This window comes from Pirellula sp. SH-Sr6A, from assembly GCF_001610875.1.
GTDB lineage: Bacteria > Planctomycetota > Planctomycetia > Pirellulales > Pirellulaceae > JBKCUI01.
This window is the reverse complement of the sequence record NZ_CP011272.1, coordinates 428734-449806: the sequence shown is the minus strand read 5'-3', so window position 1 is coordinate 449806 and position 21073 is coordinate 428734. Positions and strand designations below refer to the sequence as shown.

General features: G+C 52.1%; 20 protein-coding genes, 1 tRNA gene and 1 pseudogene. 9 read left to right on the top strand and 13 right to left on the bottom strand.

Annotation, left to right across the window (positions count from 1 at the left end):
• Positions 1 to 26: 26 nt before the first annotated feature.
• From VN12_RS01480 to VN12_RS01470, 3 genes are read right to left on the bottom strand one after another with little or no spacing between them, the layout of a single operon-like run.
• Complete coding sequence (locus VN12_RS01480; RefSeq protein ID WP_146675167.1) at positions 27 to 581, bottom strand: cob(I)yrinic acid a,c-diamide adenosyltransferase; 555 nt, start codon at positions 579 to 581, stop codon at positions 27 to 29.
• Positions 581 to 1861 carry a hypothetical protein gene (locus tag VN12_RS01475; RefSeq protein ID WP_146675166.1) on the bottom strand — a complete coding sequence of 427 codons (1281 nt, stop codon included), beginning with the start codon at positions 1859 to 1861 and terminating at the stop codon, positions 581 to 583. The genes VN12_RS01480 and VN12_RS01475 overlap by 1 nt, the downstream gene beginning before the upstream one ends.
• On the bottom strand, positions 1858 to 3075 hold the full coding sequence (locus VN12_RS01470) for a hypothetical protein (protein WP_146675165.1): 1218 nt from the start codon (positions 3073 to 3075) through the stop codon (positions 1858 to 1860). Before VN12_RS01470 ends, VN12_RS01475 begins: the two co-directional genes overlap by 4 nt.
• A 431-nt stretch (positions 3076 to 3506) precedes the next feature.
• On the opposite strand from VN12_RS01470, the gene VN12_RS01465 reads away from it, so the two are divergent.
• The 4 genes from VN12_RS01465 to tmk all read left to right on the top strand — a co-directional run bounded on the left by VN12_RS01465 (position 3507) and on the right by tmk (position 5450).
• Positions 3507 to 3580 (top strand) — tRNA-Arg (locus VN12_RS01465).
• Positions 3581 to 3690: 110 nt separating this feature from the next.
• Complete coding sequence (locus VN12_RS01460) at positions 3691 to 4383, top strand: hypothetical protein (protein ID WP_146675164.1); 693 nt, start codon at positions 3691 to 3693, stop codon at positions 4381 to 4383.
• A 15-nt stretch (positions 4384 to 4398) separates the two neighbouring features.
• Entirely contained in the window at positions 4399 to 4647 is a 249-nt protein-coding gene (locus VN12_RS01455) for a hypothetical protein (protein WP_146675163.1), read from the top strand.
• Between the two features lie 62 nt (positions 4648 to 4709).
• Positions 4710 to 5450 (top strand): dTMP kinase, encoded by a 741-nt coding sequence (gene tmk, locus VN12_RS01450; RefSeq protein ID WP_205855164.1) that lies wholly within the window; start codon positions 4710 to 4712, stop codon positions 5448 to 5450.
• A gap of 24 nt (positions 5451 to 5474) precedes the next feature.
• On the opposite strand, the gene VN12_RS01445 is transcribed toward tmk, so the two are convergent.
• From VN12_RS01445 to VN12_RS26730, 3 genes and pseudogenes are all read right to left on the bottom strand, one after another.
• On the bottom strand, positions 5475 to 6359 hold the full coding sequence (locus tag VN12_RS01445) for a BRCT domain-containing protein (RefSeq protein ID WP_168164140.1): 885 nt from the start codon (positions 6357 to 6359) through the stop codon (positions 5475 to 5477).
• Positions 6360 to 6444: 85 nt separating this feature from the next.
• Positions 6445 to 6879: a hypothetical protein gene (locus VN12_RS01440; RefSeq protein WP_146675161.1), complete on the bottom strand. Its 435-nt coding sequence runs from the start codon at positions 6877 to 6879 to the stop codon at positions 6445 to 6447.
• Between the two features lie 84 nt (positions 6880 to 6963).
• Positions 6964 to 7110 (bottom strand): annotated as a pseudogene (locus VN12_RS26730) (GYF domain-containing protein); the annotation flags it as partial.
• Between the two features lie 317 nt (positions 7111 to 7427).
• Between VN12_RS26730 and VN12_RS01435 the strand changes: the two are divergent.
• Entirely contained in the window at positions 7428 to 7805 is a 378-nt protein-coding gene (locus VN12_RS01435; RefSeq protein ID WP_146675160.1) for an IS5 family transposase, read from the top strand.
• The gene (locus VN12_RS01430) at positions 7712 to 8269 is read left to right on the top strand and encodes an IS5 family transposase (RefSeq protein WP_146675159.1); all 558 of its coding nucleotides are present in this window, start codon (positions 7712 to 7714) and stop codon (positions 8267 to 8269) included. The genes VN12_RS01435 and VN12_RS01430 overlap by 94 nt, the downstream gene beginning before the upstream one ends.
• 42 nt (positions 8270 to 8311) lie before the next feature.
• On the opposite strand, the gene VN12_RS01425 is transcribed toward VN12_RS01430, so the two are convergent.
• Positions 8312 to 10585 carry an ATP-binding protein gene (locus VN12_RS01425; RefSeq protein WP_146675158.1) on the bottom strand — a complete coding sequence of 758 codons (2274 nt, stop codon included), beginning with the start codon at positions 10583 to 10585 and terminating at the stop codon, positions 8312 to 8314.
• A 44-nt stretch (positions 10586 to 10629) separates the two neighbouring features.
• Entirely contained in the window at positions 10630 to 10995 is a 366-nt protein-coding gene (locus tag VN12_RS01420; protein ID WP_146675157.1) for a hypothetical protein, read from the bottom strand.
• A gap of 199 nt (positions 10996 to 11194) precedes the next feature.
• Here VN12_RS01420 and VN12_RS01415 point away from each other — a divergent pair, with 199 nt between their 5' ends.
• Entirely contained in the window at positions 11195 to 11491 is a 297-nt protein-coding gene (locus VN12_RS01415) for a DUF1580 domain-containing protein (RefSeq protein WP_146675156.1), read from the top strand.
• A 519-nt stretch (positions 11492 to 12010) separates the two neighbouring features.
• On the opposite strand, the gene VN12_RS01410 is transcribed toward VN12_RS01415, so the two are convergent.
• The gene (locus VN12_RS01410; protein WP_146675155.1) at positions 12011 to 12829 is read right to left on the bottom strand and encodes a DUF3037 domain-containing protein; all 819 of its coding nucleotides are present in this window, start codon (positions 12827 to 12829) and stop codon (positions 12011 to 12013) included.
• A complete protein-coding gene (locus VN12_RS01405; RefSeq protein ID WP_146675154.1) occupies positions 12826 to 13683 on the bottom strand; it encodes a hypothetical protein in 858 nt (285 codons plus the stop codon). The genes VN12_RS01410 and VN12_RS01405 overlap by 4 nt, the downstream gene beginning before the upstream one ends.
• Positions 13684 to 14667: 984 nt before the next feature.
• Between VN12_RS01405 and VN12_RS01400 the strand changes: the two genes are divergently transcribed.
• Positions 14668 to 16020, top strand: a complete 1353-nt coding sequence (locus VN12_RS01400; protein ID WP_146675153.1) for a hypothetical protein — start codon at positions 14668 to 14670, stop codon at positions 16018 to 16020.
• 83 nt (positions 16021 to 16103) lie between these two features.
• On the opposite strand, the gene VN12_RS01395 is transcribed toward VN12_RS01400, so the two are convergent.
• The 3 genes from VN12_RS01395 to VN12_RS01385 all read right to left on the bottom strand — a co-directional run bounded on the left by VN12_RS01395 (position 16104) and on the right by VN12_RS01385 (position 20379).
• A complete protein-coding gene (locus VN12_RS01395) occupies positions 16104 to 16664 on the bottom strand; it encodes a PEGA domain-containing protein (RefSeq protein WP_240491286.1) in 561 nt (186 codons plus the stop codon).
• Positions 16665 to 16831: 167 nt separating this feature from the next.
• Positions 16832 to 19903 carry a PVC-type heme-binding CxxCH protein gene (locus VN12_RS01390; protein ID WP_146675152.1) on the bottom strand — a complete coding sequence of 1024 codons (3072 nt, stop codon included), beginning with the start codon at positions 19901 to 19903 and terminating at the stop codon, positions 16832 to 16834.
• Positions 19904 to 19944: 41 nt separating this feature from the next.
• Positions 19945 to 20379, bottom strand: a complete 435-nt coding sequence (locus VN12_RS01385; RefSeq protein WP_146675151.1) for an RrF2 family transcriptional regulator — start codon at positions 20377 to 20379, stop codon at positions 19945 to 19947.
• A 136-nt stretch (positions 20380 to 20515) separates the two neighbouring features.
• Here VN12_RS01385 and VN12_RS01380 point away from each other — a divergent pair, with 136 nt between their 5' ends.
• Positions 20516 to 21067 (top strand): DUF3365 domain-containing protein, encoded by a 552-nt coding sequence (locus tag VN12_RS01380; protein ID WP_146675150.1) that lies wholly within the window; start codon positions 20516 to 20518, stop codon positions 21065 to 21067.
• The last annotated feature ends 6 nt before the right edge of the window (positions 21068 to 21073 follow it).

The window sequence follows — 21073 nt, the reverse complement described above, 5'->3', positions numbered from 1 at the left end:
CGCAAAGTACTGGGATCAGCTCTGCTTTACTTGCGCGGGCTCTCCCAGCGGGTGTCTTGAATTCCGGCGACGTGATTGGAGTATCGCGCCATCACGAATAGCAGATCGCTCAATCGATTTAAAAACACGATGATGTGCGAAGCATCGCTTACTCGTCCCGAATTGCTAAAACTCACGATTTCTCGCTCCGTTCGCCGGCACACGGTTCGAGCGACGTGCAAGTGAGCGGCTTGAATCGTTCCCCCTGGCAAAATGAAATTGCGCAGCGGCTGCAGTTGGGACTCGAGGTCATCGATCCATTGCTCCATCTGAGTCACATAGTCCTCTGCCGGCCATTTGAGTCCATGCTCCTCGGGATTGGGAGTGGCCAACTCCGCACCAATGGAGAAGAGCTGGTGCTGAATATGAACGATCATTCGATCCATATCCCCGGGCAAGTCACTAGCCCTGGCGAGCCCCAGCACGGCATTGAGCTCATCGATCGAACCGTAGGCGCAGATTCTCGCATCGTTTTTCGCAACGCGCGGGCCTCCGAACAAGCCCGTCGTTCCGGCATCACCGGTCTTGGTATAAATCTTCATCAAACTCTTCCTTCTTCCAAGTTGTCTGCCATGACTCGATACAAGTCCAACGTCTCACGTCCTACGATGAGAGAAAAGACTCGGCGGATTTGCTCAAGCCCCAGTCCGATCCCCACCCCCGCATTCCAGCTTTCGCTCGATGCGTCCCATCTCAAACCGTCCGTTTGCAATCGATAATAACCCGGCTCACAGGTGACAAAAGACCAGTCAGTGGGTTCCGCCGTGGCATGCGATTCGACGGGCTGGGGATGGGTTGCCTGCGATGGAGCCTTCTCTCCGCAATCTTGGATGGGGTAGGTGCGACAGTCGAGTTCCGGCCAACCGGATGTCGACCGCAGGTAAGGGAAACTAGCGATCCCGTCGCAATGGAATTCCACGGTTGTTTCGTCTTCCAATAGCAGTTGCAGGACCCAACGATCCTGATCGCTTTTCGATACTTTTTCGACTCCCAAGACGGGGTAGGTTTGAATCTCCGTTTTCCCCGCTGCTTCGATCCGTTCCAGCGTGCGAGCAACATAAAGGTGATGCGCGGCGGACTCGCATGGAAGAATCCATGTCAACCGCGACGAGGAACTCGGGTCCAGCCATTCCAAAAACTCTTGAACGAACAAGCAAGCTCGATCCGAAGCTCCCACAACGCCGATATGTTTTCCTAGAATTTGTTTGGTCTCAAATTTTCGATCCAGCGGCGAATGTTTGAGAAATGACTCGCGATGCGTGAGCTCGTCGATGGCCAATCCGCCACCTGGCCCCATGCCCGATGTCGTCTCCCAAGCTCCTCGGCAATCGAGAACCAAATCGGCTCTCGATACCCAAGTTCCTCGATGGCGTCCTTCGACGACCAAGCGAAATTGATCTTCGCATCGAGTCTGGGCATCGATCTCCTCGTGGCGATAAGTCCTCAATCGCGACACACTCGAAACCGGACTCAGAAAATGGATGTCATCGAAGAGCAAATCGGTCTTCGCTAACGGAAGCAGATATTGGTCGGCATACTCTTTCCCGGACCACACGGTGTCGGGATTCGGAAGCACATAATCGGGATTCTGCGACTTGATCGCCGCGTGGCCCAAAGGAGACGTGCATGCGGAGACTGGGCAACCCAGAGTGCGTTCATTCCAATCGAGCATGCGATGCGCCACGCGTCGCATATCAAAAATGGATACGAAGTAGCCTAAGAATCGAGCGTAAATTGCTGCTTCAATCCCGATCGGCCCTGCACCGATAATCGCCAACGTAGCAGGGGAATCTAATTCGGGATCCCAAGGAAGCTCGATCATGGTAACGGAATGTCTACGAGTGCAAAGTCGACCTCTTGAACGTGCAAGCTGCCGGGGGCGCGGAAGACAAACTTACAACCTTCGAGCCCTTTTTCTAGTTCAAAAAGAAAGGACATCCCCATTTCCTTGTCGGTCATTCGAGTGGTCGACCAACCGACATTCTCTATTCGCTGATCCTGGCTATCGAGCAAGAAGACATCCTGCAACGTCGACCAAGCCTGCGACGAAACTGGCTTGCCCGAAACCGATGCCCCTCCCCCCTCATGTTGGACCGACACAAGCAGTTCATAGACATCGCGGTTCTTTCGAGCTTGTTCCAATGTGACGTTTAAGGACCCGTTGCTCAACTTTGCCGATCGCTTGTTCGCGAGGTCGGAGAAGGAAACACCCGCCATGCGGCCCGGCACAGCCGCTTGAAAGGCCCCTACGAAGCGATCAATCTTCTTCGCTTGTTTGGACGGCATCGGAAAATCGAGGGATATTTGCAATTGAGATCCGCCGACTGGAATGAAGGTGATGGCTTCCTGGGTACGAGGTCGAAGGATTTCACCGTTATCGCAGATCAATTGAATCTTCTCGGTGCGGAAGGTGATGAGCGAGGGATTGAGGCGCGGCTCCCAAGCGAAAAGGAAATCGAGCGTCAACGTGCTGCGATCCGGAGACTGCAGGTTGCTCGATTGAATGACCTGAATCGGTTCCAGCCTAAAGGCCCCCGAATAGGCCGCCATTTGAATGCGGAGTGGAGCGTCTTCCTGCTGCGGAATCAATCGAATGGATTCCCCATCCCCCGGCATGACGGTCAAGTTGAGTTGATCGAGGACTTCATCGAAGGCTTCCCAGAAAGTGGTCTCGGAAAACCTAGCGTCGATCGTCAAATCGAGGCCAGGCGTTTCCTCCAACGGGATAGTATTCCCTGACAATTCACTGATCTTGCGTAACGCATCGGAACCTGCCATGGACCCAGTCAGTTGGATGCGCGTTGGGAGAAGAATCGACGCTTGCTCCTGGGCCTCGAGGGTCTCGCGGATCCTTTCGATTCGGAGCAATGCCTCGGAACTATCCGAATCGCGAACTGGGGGGAGTTTGTCCAAAATGGCGGGGCCCAGCTTAAGCAATTCCTTCTCTGCATCCTCCCGCTCGCTGGTTCGATTGGAGTCGAGCGAACGGAATAGCTTTGAAACCGCTTCCTCCGCTGGAGGTACAACGGTTCTCACTTCAGGAGGTTCCTGTGATTCAACGATCTGGACCGAAGCAACGATCAAAACGGCGCAACAACAAAGGATTCGGCAGCATCGGGTGAGGCAATCGAGCAAGCTAGAGGTCAACCAAAAAGAGCGGGCCATGATGAGAGCAACGGGTAAGCGTGTGGAACGAAAACGGGGAGCCATCGACTACTTCGTTAGTTTACCACGGCAAGGAAGTGGGCAGGACTTAGTCAGACGTCGAAACGGCCCAAGGGGCAGACAGGCGGGGAGAAAGGAGTGGTAGGGAATCGATCGAATGCAACTTTCGAGTTGCCCCTTTGGCCAAAGAGTGTGTAGAATCCGCAAGAGTCGTACGGGTTGTCGCCGGCCAATTTCCACTGGCGTGTTCTGTGCGTTCGATTGCCACAAATGCTTGCATGGCAAAGCGATACTAAAAACATGGGGTCATAGCTCAGTTGGATAGAGCAACGGATTTCTAATCCGTAGGTCGTAGGTTCGAATCCTACTGGCCCTGTTGATAGAAAACCTTGTGATTCGTTGGTAAAACGAAACCTGCCGGCCTCCGGCAGTGCACATTTTTCAACTTGTTGATTTCAGTAGTTACTGAGAACAAAGGAGTGAGATGTGCGAGTACCGGCTTTAACCAAGCACAAGACCGGCCAAGGCGTCGTCAGAATCGCGGGAAAAGACTATTACTGCGGCAAATATGGTGAACCTGAAACCCAGGCAAAATACGAGAGACTGATCTCGGAATATCTAGCGAATAAGCACTCTTTTTTCGCCGTTAAGAATGAGAATTGCATCGAGGATCTCGTCGTAGCATACGTTGAGTATGCAACGGAGTACTTGGACCTCCGCGAGGTGAACAACATCAAGCTAGTCGCTCGCTCTCTTGTGAAGGAGTACGGAGACCTAAAGGCCGATTGCTTCGGCCCTGTTCAGTTCAAGGCCTTTCGCGAGGCCTTCACCCATGGTGGAAATAACAGGAGCCGCCAGTACGTCAACAAATGCATGAGCATGGTGATTCGAATGTTCAAGTGGTGCACCGGCGAGGGGCTCGTCGATCCCAAGGTGCTCGCGACCATCCGCGAGATCCAATGCCTCAAACGTGGACGCACTACAGCCCCCGAGTCGGCTCCTGTTCACGAAGTCCCCCAGCACATTGTCGAGGCGACTCTTCCTCACCTGCCGCAAGTGGTCGCCGATATGGTGCGGCTGCAGCAGCTCCTCGGCTGCCGGCCTGGCGAGCTCTGCACGATCATCCGTCGCATTCCATCGTTTGCCTTAGCTCGTACGATCGCCGTCGAGCTCCCGTAAGCAGCCGGGAAGCAGATGGTCATCCGCAAGTGTACTACCTCCAGAGGTCCGCTCAACAACGTTTGGTTGTGGGTCATCGAGTCGCGAGAGGGATTCCGCCTCCATGGCGAGCCCCTCACCAAACGCGGCTCCCTTCGCTTCCACGCTCGATTCAAGAGATACGATGCGGTGCCGATCTACTGGCCCGTTGGGGTTTCAATTCCCAGCGATTTGCCGCACAAAAGCGGTAAATTGAACGCGGGTGGAGATGAGATGCAAGACTAGCTGGTTTCGTGCTACAATCCTGCGACGCCAAGATGGGAAATAGCAAACGAGAGCCTTTTACAATGCCAAGCCAAGACGGAATACTGATCGCTATCGAAGGGATTGATGGCACTGGTAAAACAACTCAAGCGAAATTGCTAGCGGATCTATTGTCTGGTGCAGGAGAGGTGGTGAAGCTCTCAAAAGAACCTACTGATGGGCAATGGGGCAGAAAACTTCGAGCCTCAGCTCAGGCCGGCCGACTGCCACTTAAAGAAGAGCTTGAACTCTTCGTGAAGGATCGGAAAGAGCATGTCGAGACGCTAATTCAGCCTGCTTTGGATCGTGGGGGAATCGTGATCCTTGACAGGTACTTCTACTCGACGATTGCCTATCAAGGAGCTCGTGGCGCCAATCCAGGGGACATCGAGGCGATGATGCAGTTCGCCCCGGTTCCAGATGTCGTTTTTCTTTTGGACGCAGATCCAAGAATTACAATTGGTCGCATTTCAGAGGGTAGAAACGAAACGCCAAACGAGTTCGAGGGCTTGGAGAACTTACAAGCTTGCAGATCGGTTTTCCTCGATCTCGCAAAAACACGCGACGAGATACATTCTATCGACGCCACCTTACCAATCGACTTCGTTTCGATGAGTGTTTGTAAAGCGTTGCTGGATACCGTTCTATACGCAAAGCGCTGTAGGAAAGTAAACGGATGCGATGTGTTCGACTGCGGTTTCAGAGCCTTAAACGAATGCCGATGGGCGATTCTTAAGTCGAAACTCAGCCCAGCTCAGTTACGAGCTAGTTTTTCTAAAGCATGAGATTGTCAACGGCGCCGTACTGTATCAACGAGAATCCTCGACGGCATCCCACAAATCGTTTTCATGAACGATCAAAAGCCTAGCACCTTCTTTTCGAAGCTTCATCGCTTGCTCAACCTTCCGGCCGTAACAGGCATAGGCCCAGCAGGGGTTTCCTAAGTCTCCAATAACTAAGTAATCGAGATCGCTTACCACTCGAGGGTGGGCAATGCCGCCAAGATCTCGAATCAACTGCTCGAAACCAGATCGATTCAATCTACTGCTTGACCCCGTGAAGCAGAACTTGTTGTCGTCGAAGTGGATCTCGGGGCACATAGCGCAAACGCCCATCACTGAATGCTGAATCAATCCTCCGGCCGATTCAGGCTTCAATTCGCAGAAGTCGGACATGAACGACATGAGCATGGCGTGTTCTTCATTCGTAATCACGCCATCGGAAAGAACGGATGTTACGAGCGACTGAACTTCGTCAAATGGCCAAATCCTTTGGAGATGCTCATGCTCAAAGGTCCAATCCCTCAGTTTTTCTACTTCCGCTTGATTGATCACTCCATCCGCGATCACACCTTGGAGGATGCCATGCAGAACCTGCATATCCCCTTTGGTCCGTTGCTCAAACTCATCGCCGGCAACCTTCCTCGCGAGCCAAAGAATATCGTCTCGCTCTGCTTCATCGAGCTTACCGTCCTCGAGGGCGTTTGCGATCAAAGGGAAGAATTCATTGAAAGGATGAAGCCGCTCGTAGGGTTGATGGAACAGCATCCATTCGCTTAGCAGTTCGATCTCTGATATATTTACGGAATCATCGAAAGCAATTCCCTCGACGATCCCGATTAGCATGTTCACAGCCTTCGTAAGGACAGCGTGATCGCAAAACTTTGCATAGGGATTCTGATCCGAATGATACATAGATAATCCTTCTAGAATTGTATGGTGGTACTTTCGGTTGAGCCGCATGTGCGAGCTGCGAAAGGGAAATGGTAACTGGCGATAACTATCGATTCGGATTACCAGACGCTGCACCGACGATGCAGCAAACGTGAAGCACCAAACCAGGAACGATAAAGCACACGTAACCAATGGTTGTGAGAAACAGCCATATAATCCCGTTCAACACCTGTCCTTTGTACATCTCTCCCAATCCAGGTATGATGAAGCTTAGGATCGCAGCTACTCCTGGGTTCCATCGGGGTGCATGAGTACTAACAACCGTATTGTGAATAACGTTCTGAATGATCGGCTGCGGACTTGGGAGCGATGGCGGCAAGACCTGGGGGGCAATGGTCGTCGAGAGCTGCTTGTCTAGAAACTCGTTGCAAAAGCGACACTTGATTGCAGTCAACAATATCTGCTCGCCGCAGAACGGGCATGGTGCCTTGTCGACAGGCTTCTCGAGGAGTACTTCCTGCGCGATAACTTGAGTTCTCACTTCGACCGTTCCGTTTCTTGAATCGGTGGTCTTTGTTGATGCTCCAGTCTCGACGACGACTTCCTCGGCAAACAATCCTTTTACTTTTGTTGCTCGGGTCCACTCTCCATCGTTCCTCAATCGAAGCATCGTTTCGGGCGAGATCTTCTGCTCACTTGCGAGCCTTTTTAGATCCTTTGAAGCGATGGGGCCGACAATTTTGCCCTTGTGTTGTACACACCAGTCTTTCACAGAACGACTCCATGGGTCTTCGAGTAGGCGTTCGCCCTAGGAGATGCATCGTTCCAAAATCAAAGGTGGGCTTTTGAAAGAAAGGCGCGTCTGCAGATGGGGCGTAGGCGGGTTCGGGTTGATATCAGGCTCGGGTTATGCAATTGTAACTAACTGCCCCTCGCGTTGTAAATACTTTGAAGAATGCAATGTTCCATCGATCCCTAGCTATCCAAGATCGCGAACGTCAATAATCACTAGGCTCTGTTTGAAAACTGGTGTTTTCGTAACTTTGCGAATTTGCGATAATCGACGGATCGCCAATCAAGGAGGATACGATGGCACGTCACAGATTAACCGATTTGCAATGGGAATGCATCGAGGAACTGTTTCCGTCTCCGAAGACAACGGGGCGGCCTCCTACGAACTACCGCTTAGCGTTTGATGCCATTCTTTGGATTCTGCGCACCGGATCGCCTTGGCGCGATCTCCCTGAAGAATTTGGGAAGTGGAGAACTATCTACGGCCTCTACGATAAATGGAACGGTGATGGAACCCTTGACGCTGTTCTGAATAAGCTTCGTTCAGCTCGCATTGATGATGGTGCAATCGATAGTGATCTATGGTGTGTCGATGGGAGCGTCATCCGTGCCCATCGATGTGCTTCTGGCGGTGGAAAAAGGGGGCGCCAGACGAGCCAGCTGATCATGCACTAGGCCGTTCGCGAGGCGGATATTCAACCAAAATCCATCTTCTCGTGGATGGCATGGGCAATCCTCTGGCATTCACCATTACGGGAGGGCAAGCTCATGAGACCACAGCACTGCTCGAGGTCCTCGAGAAGGCCGACAACGATCTTCATGACAGCGAAGGTCGCCCGGTTGCTTGGCCAGTGAATCTTGCAGGAGATAAAGGTTATCGAGCCGAATGGATCGACGAGACGCTCATCGATCTTGGAATCAATCCGATCATCCCGTCGAAGTCGAATGAAGATCGCGACGCACGAACGGCACAATTCGACGGGGATTGTTATCGACGCCGGAATATTGTCGAACGCTCCATAGGTTGGCTCAAAGAGTGTCGACGCGTCTTTTCGCGATTCGAGAAGACCGCCATTAACTACGCTGGGATGATTAAAATGGCGATGATCGAACGATTCCTCCGAATGATGTGTAGTTAACAGTTTTCAAACAGAGCCTAACATTTTTGCGATTTTAGTTCACTAGGTTAACTGATTACCGTTTGAGCTGTCTCCGTCTAGCAATGGATCTTTAACGTCGATCGAAGCGGAGTGATTCTTTGGGGCAGGTAGTAACGCAACCGATGGAACGATTGGAACTTTGGGGTCTGATATTGTGGTCGTTGGGCGAGTCTTTAGACCATCTTCGAGTAGTTGTTTATCCTGGGGCGCTGAAACTCGGTCGAGTAGAGCTGGTAAATCATGCGACATATCCTTATGGCCTTCAAGATCAGAATCCTTTGACGGTGTATCTGAACGATCAATATCAGGAACGTACTCTGGGTACTTGGCTTTGAGATACGCGAGACCGTCATCCATATTGGCCGCGTATTTCAAATGTTCTTCCAAATACCGAAGCCTCGCACGTGCGGACTCAATTATTTGTCCCCAAGTAAAGGCCCAAACCGTAAGACGATACTCGTCCTGTTCCAAATATTGTCCCTGTGGGCGATTCCTTTGATTATTGACCTGCTTGTCAATTGGCTTGGTCATCCGATTTGAAATGGCGATAAAACGCCAAGTAACACCCGTATACTTAAATCTTTCGTCTTCAGCGACGGCAAACGCATAGTTTCGTACTTGAATCATCACTTGATCATTGATTGACTGTGATGGTCTTTTCAACTCGACAACCAAGTGCTCGACTTGCTTCCTTCCTACTTTCGGGATCGAGCGAGAGAGCATAAGATCCACAATTCCCTTCTTGCCATTCAGATCAACAACATCTAAATCGTAGTCGACATCTCCTGCATCGCTATTGCTATTTAGTAGACCTGAGTGACGCCTAAGAACTTCGTTCAAAGACTGGTCGTCGACAGTCAAATTGAATTCCTCTCCAAAAATCCAGGTGTTGTCAGCCAATATGCGATGTAACTCAGATCGTTCCTTAAGATGCTTTCTGAAATTTGGGTCGAACAAAATCGTCTCTAATCCTTTGAGAAACTCTAGGCGATCAGCAATCAGTTTCGCTGTATTGATGATCGCAGAAAGCGACGTCCGATTCAGAAGATTAGCAAACTCTTCCTGCTTTGACTTAGGTAGTTCGAGGACTTCATGAAGAATCCTGCTTACATCACTTGGCTTTTCCTCCAAGGCATGCTTGAGCAAACGTAGGGCAAATTTTTTGCTTTTTGGATCAGCATTCTCGAAATCAGGTAGATAGTCGTGCAAGCTAAGCGCGACGACATCGAACACCCGCCTTTCCGCTTCCTCGATTACGTTGGTTGGATTCCCAGTGAAGGGGTAAACCTTTTCGTTTTTCCAAGAATCAACCACTTCGCGACCTAAGCTTACCTGCTTTTTCGAGAAGTGTTCCTTGAGTTTCTCTCGAGCTTTTGATTTCAATTCTGCGATTTCCGAGCACAACTCGTAAGCACCCAAAAGGTCTTCGTTTTCGAGGACTTTCACTAAGGAGCTTTTGATGTACGACGTAAAGTTGAAGCCGCTTGCACGAATCCCCGATGGGATTGAGTCAAGTGTCGTACCGTTTTCGTCGCATAGAAGCAATTGGCGATCTGATTTGACCTTCCATTCAATGATGGTCATCGAAACAGGATGCTGAACACCATTGAATTCAATTGGTGGTAACTCCAAGTCGGTCGCTGCGGATTGAACGCTCGCCGGGTTAATTTTCTTACCATCATAGATTATCTGCACATCTGGATACTTACGAAGGTAAAGTGCGAAGCATTCTGTGATCTGCTGGATTGCTGACTTGCCTTGGAGAGATCGGAAATTTTTCTTGATCTGGGTTATTTCGACTCGTGTTCCGCTTCGTTTGTCGGTTTGCGAAATTGGTCCTCTTAGAAACGTTCCCAGCGAAGCACTCTCTCCACAAATTGAATATGTCCTTTGCGAATCTTCGGACCGGAACGTCGTTTTCCAGGTCACTTTCGAGCCGATGCAAAAGGACTTGAATCTACCTTTGCCTGCTTGACCGTGCATTTGCCTTTTCTTCTCGGAAGAGAGGCGCTGAGTTCTCTTCTTAGATCCGCCAAGGCTTTCAAATACATCCTCTGAATCCGAATACCGAATGCCATGTCCATTGTCCTCGACGACAATTCGGTCGATCGCTGACAACCCATTTACGTCGATCGAGACTTTCACCTTTGTCGCATCGGCGTCGACAGCATTCCAAATAAGCTCTTGTATAGCCTCCATCGGCTTGGCTCTAGCAGCAAGTCGCTCAAGATAGTCCCCCTTGACCTTGACCGTGATGCGACTTGAGCCGTCTGGTAGAGTGGGCGGGGTATTCATGGGCGAAGAAATGTTTCGGATTAGTGACCGGTGAAACCAAAGAGCTACTCTTTGGGCTTGGCTCGCTTTTTGGAGGCGGCGATGACGCGATCGGCTTGGGCAAGCTTTTTCTCTGCTGCCTCGACGTCCTTCTTGGATTGTTTCCTTGTAGGCGCGAACCCCTGCCCGGGCATCAGCAGTTCAGAAGGGTCGATCTTTGCAACTCGAACCGGACCAACAAACTTCGCCGATTGGTCTTTAACGAATTGCATCCCTCTTGCAAGCGTGGGCCATCCATCTGTTTCGATAGTGGAAACTTCGATTGATTTCAGGTCTGCAACCGTCTGATCCACCGCCGTTTTCAGCTCGCCAAGCATTTTGGCGAGCAACTCGAGCTTTTCGACGTGGATGGATTCTTTGGACTTTCGCATGAGACCCGGATTGTCGCCCAAATTTTTCGAAAGTCAATAAACGCTTCGTAGATAAGAACTTACGTCCATCTTGACCAAGTAGTTACGAAGTAACGACAAAAATAAGCCGCTGCGATCGTTGCATTGTTTGTACATACTTCGTAAAAACAAAAAGAGAAGAATGCTTGTCTCAATCAACTTTTCATAGGTCTCACCCATCATGTTGGATACCGAAAAGCTCATGCCCCTTGCTGATGCTGCCAAAATCGCTCTCGGCTTCGACAAACACAAAAGCACCATCTACCGATGGGCGACCAAGGGACTTCGCGGCGCGAGCGGCCGTCGCGTCTTCTTGAACGATCGCCGAATCGGGGGCGAACTCATGTGCACCATCCAGGATGTCCGTGAGTTCGACGTGGCTATCAACGCTCGCATCGAAGTTCCTCGCCCCGTCAAACCGACCGCGGGCCAACGCCAATACGTCAAGGATCGCCTCAAGGCGCTCGGCCTGACCTGATTCTCTTCGCGTCCTCCCGACGCTGCCCAACGCGATTCCGACAGGATCTCGGGCGTGACCTGCTCGGAATCGCGAAGGGCTTTTGCTACTCTGCTGGATTCGCTGTCACTCAACCATGGAGGTATTGCAGTGCTCGTTCTCTCTCGTCAACAGGATGAGCGGAACGTCCTGACCAACGGTTCCGACACGATCGTCGTGGTCGTGTGCAGCAACTCTTCCCACACACGCGCCAATCAACTGGTTGTCGTTATCGGCACGAATCGAAGATCATGGCGTTTGCCAGTGATGCCATGCGTTTCACCAAATGAGCCGATGACTACGAAGCCAAAATCGCTTGCCTCGAGGAAAAGCTACCTTCGCTCACCACGCGAATCGATGAGCTTAACAAGCAATTAAACCAGATCGAACTCGAGTTGCTGGAACCCTAGTTGCGTCGCGCGATCGCCGCACTCAGATCTTTGACAATTAGGTTGACTCATGCATTGAGCCGTCGAGCGCCGCGAACCCGGCGGCCTTTTGTTACGCGCGCTTCACTCTGGGCTTGCCCGTTCGACGTATCTCGTCAACCAATTTTGAAAGGTCGTGATCCAGATGTAGTCGGACATTGGATTCCTCAAGCACCTTGCGAACGATTGGTATTGAGGGATCGGACATACTGGCGAAGCGGCCAATGACATTAAACTTCAATTGTCCATACTCGTCATCGGGGGTGTCTTGAAGTATCTTGCCTTCCATCGAGTACTTTAGCGCGCGATTGAAATTCGATTCTTCCTTATCCGCTGCAAATGTTACTGGCTGCAACAAATGGAATGCACCGTTTTGGAATGCGAAAGGGACTTTGGTTTCTCGTTCGAGAATCGGTACCGATATCGGGACATTCGTCTCAATAAGATCTGCAACTTTGCCCGCTTCGAATCGCGTCTGCAACGACTTAGTAAAGGACTCCCGTTTTTGTGGCTTAGCCTTACCACCCACCAATTGTTCAAATAACTGGTCGATTGTCTCTTGGCATTCTCGAACCTTTACGAACGCTGGTTCGGTTAGCTGAATCTGATTGCCACGAGTGTCAATAAACTTTTGAAACGTTTCTAGCGTGGTTACCCGCCCATGTTCAGCTTCGATTCGAGCGGAAAAGCTTTTCTTAAAATCGCTCAACAGTTTTGCGTCATCACCTGTGGTTCCGAAGAAGTGGCGAACACGTTCATTGTCCGCAACCATCCGCGTTTGCAGAAACGCGCGTTCAGGTACAAGCAGAACAACGCCAATGTTGACCGTCTCCCGCCTAGCGAGATCAGGGCAATACTGAACAATGCTGTAATGGCCTTTAACTGGATTCATGATTTACCTCCATCAGAGAGGTCTATAGTAAGTTGGGGCGGATCAAACAATCTGGATTCGATCGTTTCGGCCACGAAGGTTGCTCGCTGGAACAAATAGCTAGCAAGTGCCGACCAGACCGGTGAATCCAAATGCCACTGAAGCGGGACTAGTCCCACAGCATCCTCAATCTGTGACCGCGACACACCGCCGAGAATCCTAGCGTAGTGCCGGACTGCGTCACGGGACAATCTCTTCCGAAACTCGGGAAACAGCCCGTAGACGTCCTCGTCCTTGATGTTGGCGATGGAACCGACACTAGTGGTCAATTCACCACCGAATTGGATCGCATGGCTGAAATCCATGACTCGCAAGGACAGTTTCCCGTCTTCGGTACTTTCCTTGCTGAAAAATACATTATCCCAGTTTACTCGGTTCTTGGGTAGCTGGTAGCGATCGGTATTGCGTAACCAGGTGTCCACGACAACCAAGCCTGAAATGGCATCGGGATTGTCGATCTTTGCTAGCAGGCGTTTGCTGCCATCCCAAACTGAACCATCTTCGCCCCTGGTCACAAAGGCAGGACCTGGTTCGGCTTTGCCAGCTTTAAAGAACGGCAATTCATCTAAATCAGTCACCTCGATCACTGCATAGTCGAATGTCGGCAAGCCGAGCATTGCCGAAAGATGAGTACCGAGCAGATCCTTCACCAGTGCATGTGGCCCGTCTGGATTACCAAGCGCCTTCAGGTAAGCCAAGCCAGCATCCGTTCGTACGATAAGAGTTCCTGCGCCACTATTCACATGGTTGATGAACTGGGTGACTTCCGTCGGTTGCCAATTAGTAGAAGAATGCCAGGGTATCGAGACGGTCATCACTCGTCCTTGCGCTTGTGCATGCGTGTTGGGGCTAATGCCCGCTGGCCTCTCGAATTAGACACGTTGTCATCTTTCTCTGTTACACACTCTCACAAATGTGCTTACTCGACTAAATCTCCCCCGCAGCGGCTTTTTGCAGTATCTCCTGCAAATGCCCCGTCGCTTGTCGGGAATAGAAGATTGTGTGCGTGATTCTACTCTGCAGGAAGATTGGAGAAGAATCGAACGCGGAGAATTTCGCGAGGTTGGGCGCTAAACGATACGGGGCTGGATGTCCGAAAGGCGTCGAACTGCGAGAGCGACAAGGTCCTTTGGAGAGTATCTCTAACTTACCGGCGTATCGATGGTGCGGGTCTTTTGATTCGTACTGCATCGGGGGGCGAATTCGCGCCAAGGCGCAAAGCCGCTAAGTATTGGGGGGGCCGGGGAGAAGAAGATGATAGAAGCGATAGAATCTTGACTTGGTTATAGATCGGATCACCTTTCGGAGACCAACGATCTGCATCCTGCCCTTTTCCTCTTACCCTGTATTCCCTTTGCGGTCGTGGCGCCTTTGCGAGACCCTTCTTGGTTTGAGGCTGGGAAGAAGTTGCGCGCCAAGGCGCAAAGGCGCGAAGGATAGGGGGGCCGGGGCGAAGAAGAGATTGAATATCGATTTGGTCATCGATCGAATCACTATTCGGAGACCAACGATCTGCATCCTGCCCTTTTCCTCTTACCCTGTATTCCCTTTGCGGTCGTGGCGGCTTTGCGAGACCCTTCTTGGTTTTGAGGCTGGGAAGAAGTTGCGCGCCAAGGCGCAAAGGCGCTAAGAGGTCGGCGTGGTCGCGAGGGGGATGGGAGCAGCGGGCGAGGGGAGTGGCGGGCTACGGGGGGGGGAAGTGTGATACGATTGAGCCCATTACGCAATTGGCTTGATGCTGACTCTCCGTTCACAACGGGCATCTTTGTCCAATACAACTCCCATCGCGAGGATCCACGATGTCCAGAACTTCGGAGAAACCACTTGGCCCTCTTCGGCTCCTCATTCTGTTTGGTGTTGGGATCGGCATCTTGGCAGTCGTCGTTTTTGGCGAAACTCGAAAACTAAATGAACGCTCCGTCGTGATCAAAGAAATACGTGAACAGGGGGGGAGCGTTGTCCTGGGTGAGCCTACCAAGGAACAGTCGCCATGGCAGTTGCGATACTGGATTCAGTCCCTCGTCGATGACAACCATGCGTCCCAAGTATATGCCGTCCAACATCAACTTCAAACCGAAGAGGATCGCACTCGAATTCTTGCACTGGACGAAATGGGAAGCCTCTCTCTCAAGGGGGATTTAGATCCCAACCTGCTGAACAAATTTCAAAAGCTCCCGTTCCTTGAGTATCTTTCTCTTGAACAAGCAACGATTGACGCGCTGACGGTTGAAAATCTTGCGGGTCTGTCGAGCTTGAAAACGCTCTCTCTAAGAGAATGCAACCTTACCGTTCCGTTGTTGGATGCGCTAGCGGCGTTGCCTTTGGAACTTTCCCTCTCCTTCGATAATCAGCCCTTGCCGGATGAATTGCTCCTAGCGCTTTCGAAAACCAATTCCCTTCGAAGACTCCAAATCGATCACTGCAAGATGGACAACAGCAGGCTGCAGTTGCTTTGCGGTTCCAGTGCGGCGGTCGTTTTTTCCTTAGACAGCTCGGAAGTGACGACGCTCGGACTTTCAAAGTTCCTTCCGCTCAATAAAAGATGGAGTATCGAACTGCACTGTAAAAATGCTGATCGAGCGGACTCAACGCTCCCCAATCGATTTCCACCTGCCGATGTGATGGACGCTCAAACCCGATTGGACTTCTCAGGCTCTTGTATCGACGACGCCCTATTTGAGTGCATCGGGCCAGCCAAGAACCTTCAAACACTCGGGTTAGACAATTGTTCGATCAGCGATAAGGGAATGGCTCGGCTCAAGGAGTTTGCGGAGCTAAAGCAATTGTCGATCGCCAGCAAGACTTTGACCGACGAAGGGTTAGAGCCTGTCGGGCATCTCTCCAAACTGGAGCGATTGTTTGTCAATGCAGGTGCTGTGAACGGAAAGTTCCTCGACGCGTTGCCGGTATCGATCCGGTCACTTCACTTGCGCGCTCCTTTGTTGGAACCTTCGTCCGTGGGTGTTTTAACCAGACTCAATCGTCTCGAAGAGTTGACCTTAGAAGGGGCCAATATCACGGATGTCTCGCTTGAGTCACTTCCGGCGTTCCCGTCGCTTCAGAGTCTCACCCTGTACGACACCTCTGTTAGCGAAGAAGCTGTCGCCGGCTTTAAAAGTCGATCCCCTACCTGCAGAATTATCCATGAGTAATCCATCGCATGCAGGAGCGGAACGAGCCAAAGGTGAATGTTTGCTCGACCATGGCTCGCGTCGCTCGGCATCTCGCCTCATTGTTAGGGTGAGGGTGCGACCGGGATCGGGGTGATGGGGAGTACTGGGGTGACTGGCGGCGGTTGCGAGACTGCGATTCCCTGGCTTGATTGCAGTCGCAGTTGCTCTCCGCTGTCGATCAATGCGTCGTTGGTGACGACCGGTTCCGGTGTGAGTTGAACGTCGATGATCCGCTCGTCCCGACGTTCAAATGGCCATAACGATTCGGAAATGAAGTCGAGAGGTGGAATGGCATACCAAGGAGGATTGAATCGCCTCAAGAACCGCTCGGTTCGATAGCCGTCCCGAACGATTTCGAAATTTCGTGTCCCGTAGTAGGTATAGTTTGTGGAGACTGGACTTAGTCCAATCGGTTGCCGATCGACATAGACCATGGCACCGGGTGGATTGGTGCGCACCGTCATCCGCTTGCGAATGCATCCAATTTGCATTGCAATCATCCCTGCCATGCAAACGCATGCGAGTCGAGTGATGCGAGTCAATTCCATGGAAGATGGGATGGTTGGGGGGGCTGCAGTCCGGTCTTCGTTCGGGAAGCAACGGATGAGTGGTTCATTTGCCATCGCGTCCCGTTCAAATTGCTAAGCCAGCAAACGAACGCCCCGCGACTTCTTGGACGATTCCATGGACAGTACCCCAACCGAGGAAATGGACGCAAGTCCGATTGCCGCAGACTTGATTCCGCAGACGAATTGCAAGCACTTCGTCTGCAGGCACCTGCGGGCTTTCCTCACTCCGGCAAGGAGACTTGGCTTTCGTGCATCAAGTAGGAGAGAAGGTCTCGGACTTGATGCTCCGATAGATTTTGCAACAGACCGTCTGGCATCAGCGAAGTAGCCGATAGCTTGGTCGCCGCGATCTCTTGCTTATCGATTGTCACCCGTTCCTGCGCGGTCTGGATCGTTACGGTGCGATCCGTTCGGTCGACGACTGCACCCGTGATCACCCGATCATCGACCAATTGGAAGATGCTGGTTCGAAACTCCGCACCGACACTGGCGCTCGGGTCTCCGATATTCTCAAGGAGATAATCGAGATTGCGTCGATTGGAGCCGGTCAAGTCCGGGCCGATTCTCTTTCCAATCCCATACAAGACATGGCAATTGGAACAATGCTGTTGGAAGAGGGCTCTTCCCGAACTCAAGTCTGCACCTGCGACGAACTCGGATGTCATTTTGTTCCGCCATTGGTCCATCCACGCTTTGCGTTCGGCTGTCGTGGCTTTGATCTCACCCCACACCTCCTGTAATTGCAATGTTAGAGATTCATCTCCAAACGACTGGATCTGCCGAGCATGAAAAGCGGAAATCTCAGAGGGTGAAATCCTGTTGGACCGGACTGCCTCCAGCAATTCCTTGGCCGTGGTTGGGCGTGAAGCGAGCGTATTGATCGCCTCGGTACGTTCAGCGGGTGATAATCCCTTCCATCGATTCAGGAGTTGCTTGGCAGTCTCCGGATGATCGTAAAACGCGAGTCCTCGGATCGCTTCCAGGACCAATGCGCGATCTCCCAGCCACTGGAGCAACCTAGGCGACAAGTCCTGTGGTTTGCTCGCGAGTAGTGAACGGAGCGCCTGCTTTCTCACCTCCGGATCGAGTCCGCCGTTTTGAATCAGGGCAAGCAAATCCTCTTTGGCACGGCCATCGCCGAAAGTCAGTCGCAATGTTTGCAACTCCTTCGTCACTCCGTGCTCTGGTGTGCTCGAGACCAGGTTTGAAAGCTTCTCCCAGCCCTTAGGTGGCTTAGCCTTCTGCCAGCCCTCCAACGCTTTTGCCATCCCGCGAACGACATCCCCGGCCTGGGTGAAGCCATCCACGCACGCCGATTCGACCAAGGAGTCAACGACCGCAGGCTGAGACTCGATCAGGAGCGTCAGCCTTCGCGACACATTCTCTGTTACCAAAGGAATCTGAGAATCAGCGATCAAGCCAATCGCTTCTGCAGGATTGCTTGGTACGGCACCTTCGATCCCGTACCAAAGCATCTTGGGAAAAGATCGGTCGTTGGCCCATTGCCCTTTTCGACTCAACGCCTTCGCGATCGTCCAACGCTGCTCAGCTGGCAGCTTCTGCAGTGCCGACGCGAGATAGAGATGGACAAGACCCGATGGGTCTTTCTCCGCCAATTGCTGCAAATGCCCCAGCGATTGGGAAGATAGAACCGAGTCGCTGGGCTGGCAGGAATCGGTCAGGAATCGAATCGCTGCGACGCGAACATGCTCGCTGTCATGCTGAAGCAGCTGGTGCAAATGAGACTCCACTACGAGCCCTGATTGGAAGGCAGCTTCGACGTGCCGCAGCAATATCGCTGGGGTGTCGGACTGCGCGATGCCATTATGAACAAGCGATTGCACCGAGGTACGCGTCGCTTCGTCGGCGTCCGCCAATCGCTCCGATAAAACACGACGCGCGGTGCGAGCCCACCATGCGTTTGGGTGCGATAGGTACTTCACAAGCTTTTCGTTGGACTCCTTCGTTAAATCGAACGGAGTCATGGCGCGAGGCGATTGATAGGAGAGTCGATAAACGCGACCGCTCGTTCGGTGCACGCCATCGTGATCGTGACATTCACCTGTATCGCTCCAGTCCGCGATCAAAACGCTACCATCGGGAGCCGTGATCAACTCCATGCCGCGGAACCACGTATCGCTGAAAAATGCGAAGTCGGGAGCTCGCCGTCCCACATAAGCGGTCCCTTGCCGTTCCAGGGAATTGCTGTTGATTCGAAGGCCATGGAGGTTGAGCGTAAAGAGCTTGTGACGGTAACTCTCGGGCCAATTGTCACCCTGGTAGATCATCAAACCGATGTGGGCATGTCCGCCCCCTGCTGCATCGGTTTGATTGGACATTCCCTTTTGAATCTCATTCCACTTTTCGCCGGTATCCCAGTGAACATGATCCGCTGTTTGCTCAATCAGTTGATAGGTATGCGGGTTGATGTCGATGCCATACATCCGTTCGACATGGGCGCCGGGGACAACATGCCACAGATGGCCGATCACGGTATTGATGACGAACATTTCGCCATGCTCATCGAAATCGAAACCCCAGGAGTTGGTCATGCCATGGAGCACCGATTCCACACGTTTGGAGATCGGATGAAATCGCCACACGCCGGTGTTGATTTTGATTCGTTGCGAATCAGAGGCTTCGGGGGGGCCGATGCTACTGGTGGCTTGTATGCCATGCCGACCGTAAAGCCATCCGTCATTTCCCCACTTCAATCCGTTGGCTGGAGTGTGACCGACGGCTTCCTCATCGAAACCGTTCAGAACGACAATGGGGGCTGAATCCGGGGAATCGTCGCGATCGCGATCTGGGAAGAAGAGCAGATTGGGAAGTGAAATCGCCCAAACACCTCCATTCCCAATTTCAATGCTGGTAAGTTTATGAACATCGTCCGCAAAGACTTTGCGAGAATCAAAGGAGCCATCTCCATCCGAGTCTTCCAAGATGACGACGCGATCCCTCTGCTTGGGGTCAAAGCCTCCCGCCCCGTTGCCAGACCAGCTGTAATTTTCCGCAATCCAAATCCTGCCCCGTTCATCAGTCGTCATCGCGATCGGGTTTTGAACTTGCGGTTCGGACGCGACTACAGAGAGTTGGAATCCGTCCGGCAATCGTGCTTGGGCAACGGTTTCACTCGGCGAAAGAGGGAGACTCGTCGATTTTTCCGAATTCTGAATCGGAGGGAAGTCGTCGGCAATGCAGGGTATGTTGGCGACCAAATGGAGTAGGGTCGTCCACAACCAAGCCATTGCCAAGGGAGCGAAGACACGAGCTACGGGGAGAGAGATCTGCATAACTGTCAAGTCAATCGGCGGGAGGAATGGAGGAGGGGCGGCTAAGGAAGTGCCGGCCCATCGCAGAGGGCTTTGCTGGGATTAGGGTCCGCGAGCAGATCCGCTAGCGTTGTAGACCCAAACGCTTCTTCGGTTCTGCGCAACGCATCGTCCATCTTACTATGTAGCGAGCAAAGTCGCTTGCCATGAGAGGCCAGATGAAGCGGACAAGATTTGATTCTCGGTATGGGCTCCACCGCGTTGACGACTCGCAAAATTGTCAACTCCGTCGAAGGAATCGCAAGCGTAACTCCACCCCCGATCCCTCGTTGCAGCCGGACGATCCCCTCTCGCTGCAGTCCCTGAAGAACTTTCGTCAAGTAAGCAAGTGGTACTTTCGTCCTCTCGGCAATCACCGCGGTCCGCTGGGGCTCCGCCGGAAACTGGGAAAGGTGCATCACGGCCCGCAAAGCGTACTCAACCGTCTGCGAAAACATAAAACCCTCCAAAAGAGGACATTGACATCTCCTTAAGAGCGGGCTAAGCTCCAAACAAGACCTTCGGGTCTAGTTTTCTGTCGAGCGTGTGAAGCATTGGATTATCGGTGAACCCCAGGGTTATGCGAGGTGTGGAATGAGACGATTTGGAGTTTTCTTGACGGTTGTGGCTGGATTCGGGCTGACCATGTTGGGCGGAAGTCAGCTTGCGACAAAGACTTCCGCACAGGAGGCAAAGAAGCAGGACTATGCTCTTCGCCAGGCCAAAAGAGAATTGGCGATGCTGGACGACATTTACAAAACCAGTATTGTCCTGATCACGACCCACTATGTGGACAACAAGGATTCGATACCCGCAGGTACCGCGTTCAAAAAACTGTTTGATGCGATCCAAGCTAAGAAATGGCACGAAGTTCGATTGATCGATGGCACGGGCGATCCCTACAACCCGGATAATGAGCCAAAGGAAGGCTTCGAAAAACGAGCCATGAAGAAGATCTTGGACGGAGCCCCGCAATACGAAGAGGTTGTCTCGGAAGAGGGGAAACGTTTCTTGTTGGCCGCCACTGCGATCCCTGTTGTGATGGACAAGTGCGTTATCTGCCATCAAGTTTACGCCGATGCTCCCAAAGGGAAGGCGATCGGGGCATTGGGATATAAGATCCCATTGCAAGAAGTCGCTCCGTAACCCAAC

Coding starts and splice junctions, on each gene's coding strand:
- VN12_RS01480 (WP_146675167.1), bottom strand. CDS start 581: ATGAAGATTTATACCAAGACCGGTGATGCCGGAACGACGGGCTTGTTC.
- VN12_RS01475 (WP_146675166.1), bottom strand. CDS start 1,861: ATGATCGAGCTTCCTTGGGATCCCGAATTAGATTCCCCTGCTACGTTG.
- VN12_RS01455 (WP_146675163.1), top strand. CDS start 4,399: ATGGTCATCCGCAAGTGTACTACCTCCAGAGGTCCGCTCAACAACGTT.
- tmk (WP_205855164.1), top strand. CDS start 4,710: ATGCCAAGCCAAGACGGAATACTGATCGCTATCGAAGGGATTGATGGC.
- VN12_RS01445 (WP_168164140.1), bottom strand. CDS start 6,359: ATGTATCATTCGGATCAGAATCCCTATGCAAAGTTTTGCGATCACGCT.
- VN12_RS01435 (WP_146675160.1), top strand. CDS start 7,428: ATGGCACGTCACAGATTAACCGATTTGCAATGGGAATGCATCGAGGAA.
- VN12_RS01430 (WP_146675159.1), top strand. CDS start 7,712: ATGGTGTGTCGATGGGAGCGTCATCCGTGCCCATCGATGTGCTTCTGG.
- VN12_RS01425 (WP_146675158.1), bottom strand. CDS start 10,585: ATGAATACCCCGCCCACTCTACCAGACGGCTCAAGTCGCATCACGGTC.
- VN12_RS01420 (WP_146675157.1), bottom strand. CDS start 10,995: ATGCGAAAGTCCAAAGAATCCATCCACGTCGAAAAGCTCGAGTTGCTC.
- VN12_RS01415 (WP_146675156.1), top strand. CDS start 11,195: ATGTTGGATACCGAAAAGCTCATGCCCCTTGCTGATGCTGCCAAAATC.
- VN12_RS01410 (WP_146675155.1), bottom strand. CDS start 12,829: ATGAATCCAGTTAAAGGCCATTACAGCATTGTTCAGTATTGCCCTGAT.
- VN12_RS01405 (WP_146675154.1), bottom strand. CDS start 13,683: ATGACCGTCTCGATACCCTGGCATTCTTCTACTAATTGGCAACCGACG.
- VN12_RS01400 (WP_146675153.1), top strand. CDS start 14,668: ATGTCCAGAACTTCGGAGAAACCACTTGGCCCTCTTCGGCTCCTCATT.
- VN12_RS01395 (WP_240491286.1), bottom strand. CDS start 16,664: ATGGCAAATGAACCACTCATCCGTTGCTTCCCGAACGAAGACCGGACT.
- VN12_RS01390 (WP_146675152.1), bottom strand. CDS start 19,903: ATGCAGATCTCTCTCCCCGTAGCTCGTGTCTTCGCTCCCTTGGCAATG.
- VN12_RS01385 (WP_146675151.1), bottom strand. CDS start 20,379: ATGTTTTCGCAGACGGTTGAGTACGCTTTGCGGGCCGTGATGCACCTT.
- VN12_RS01380 (WP_146675150.1), top strand. CDS start 20,516: ATGAGACGATTTGGAGTTTTCTTGACGGTTGTGGCTGGATTCGGGCTG.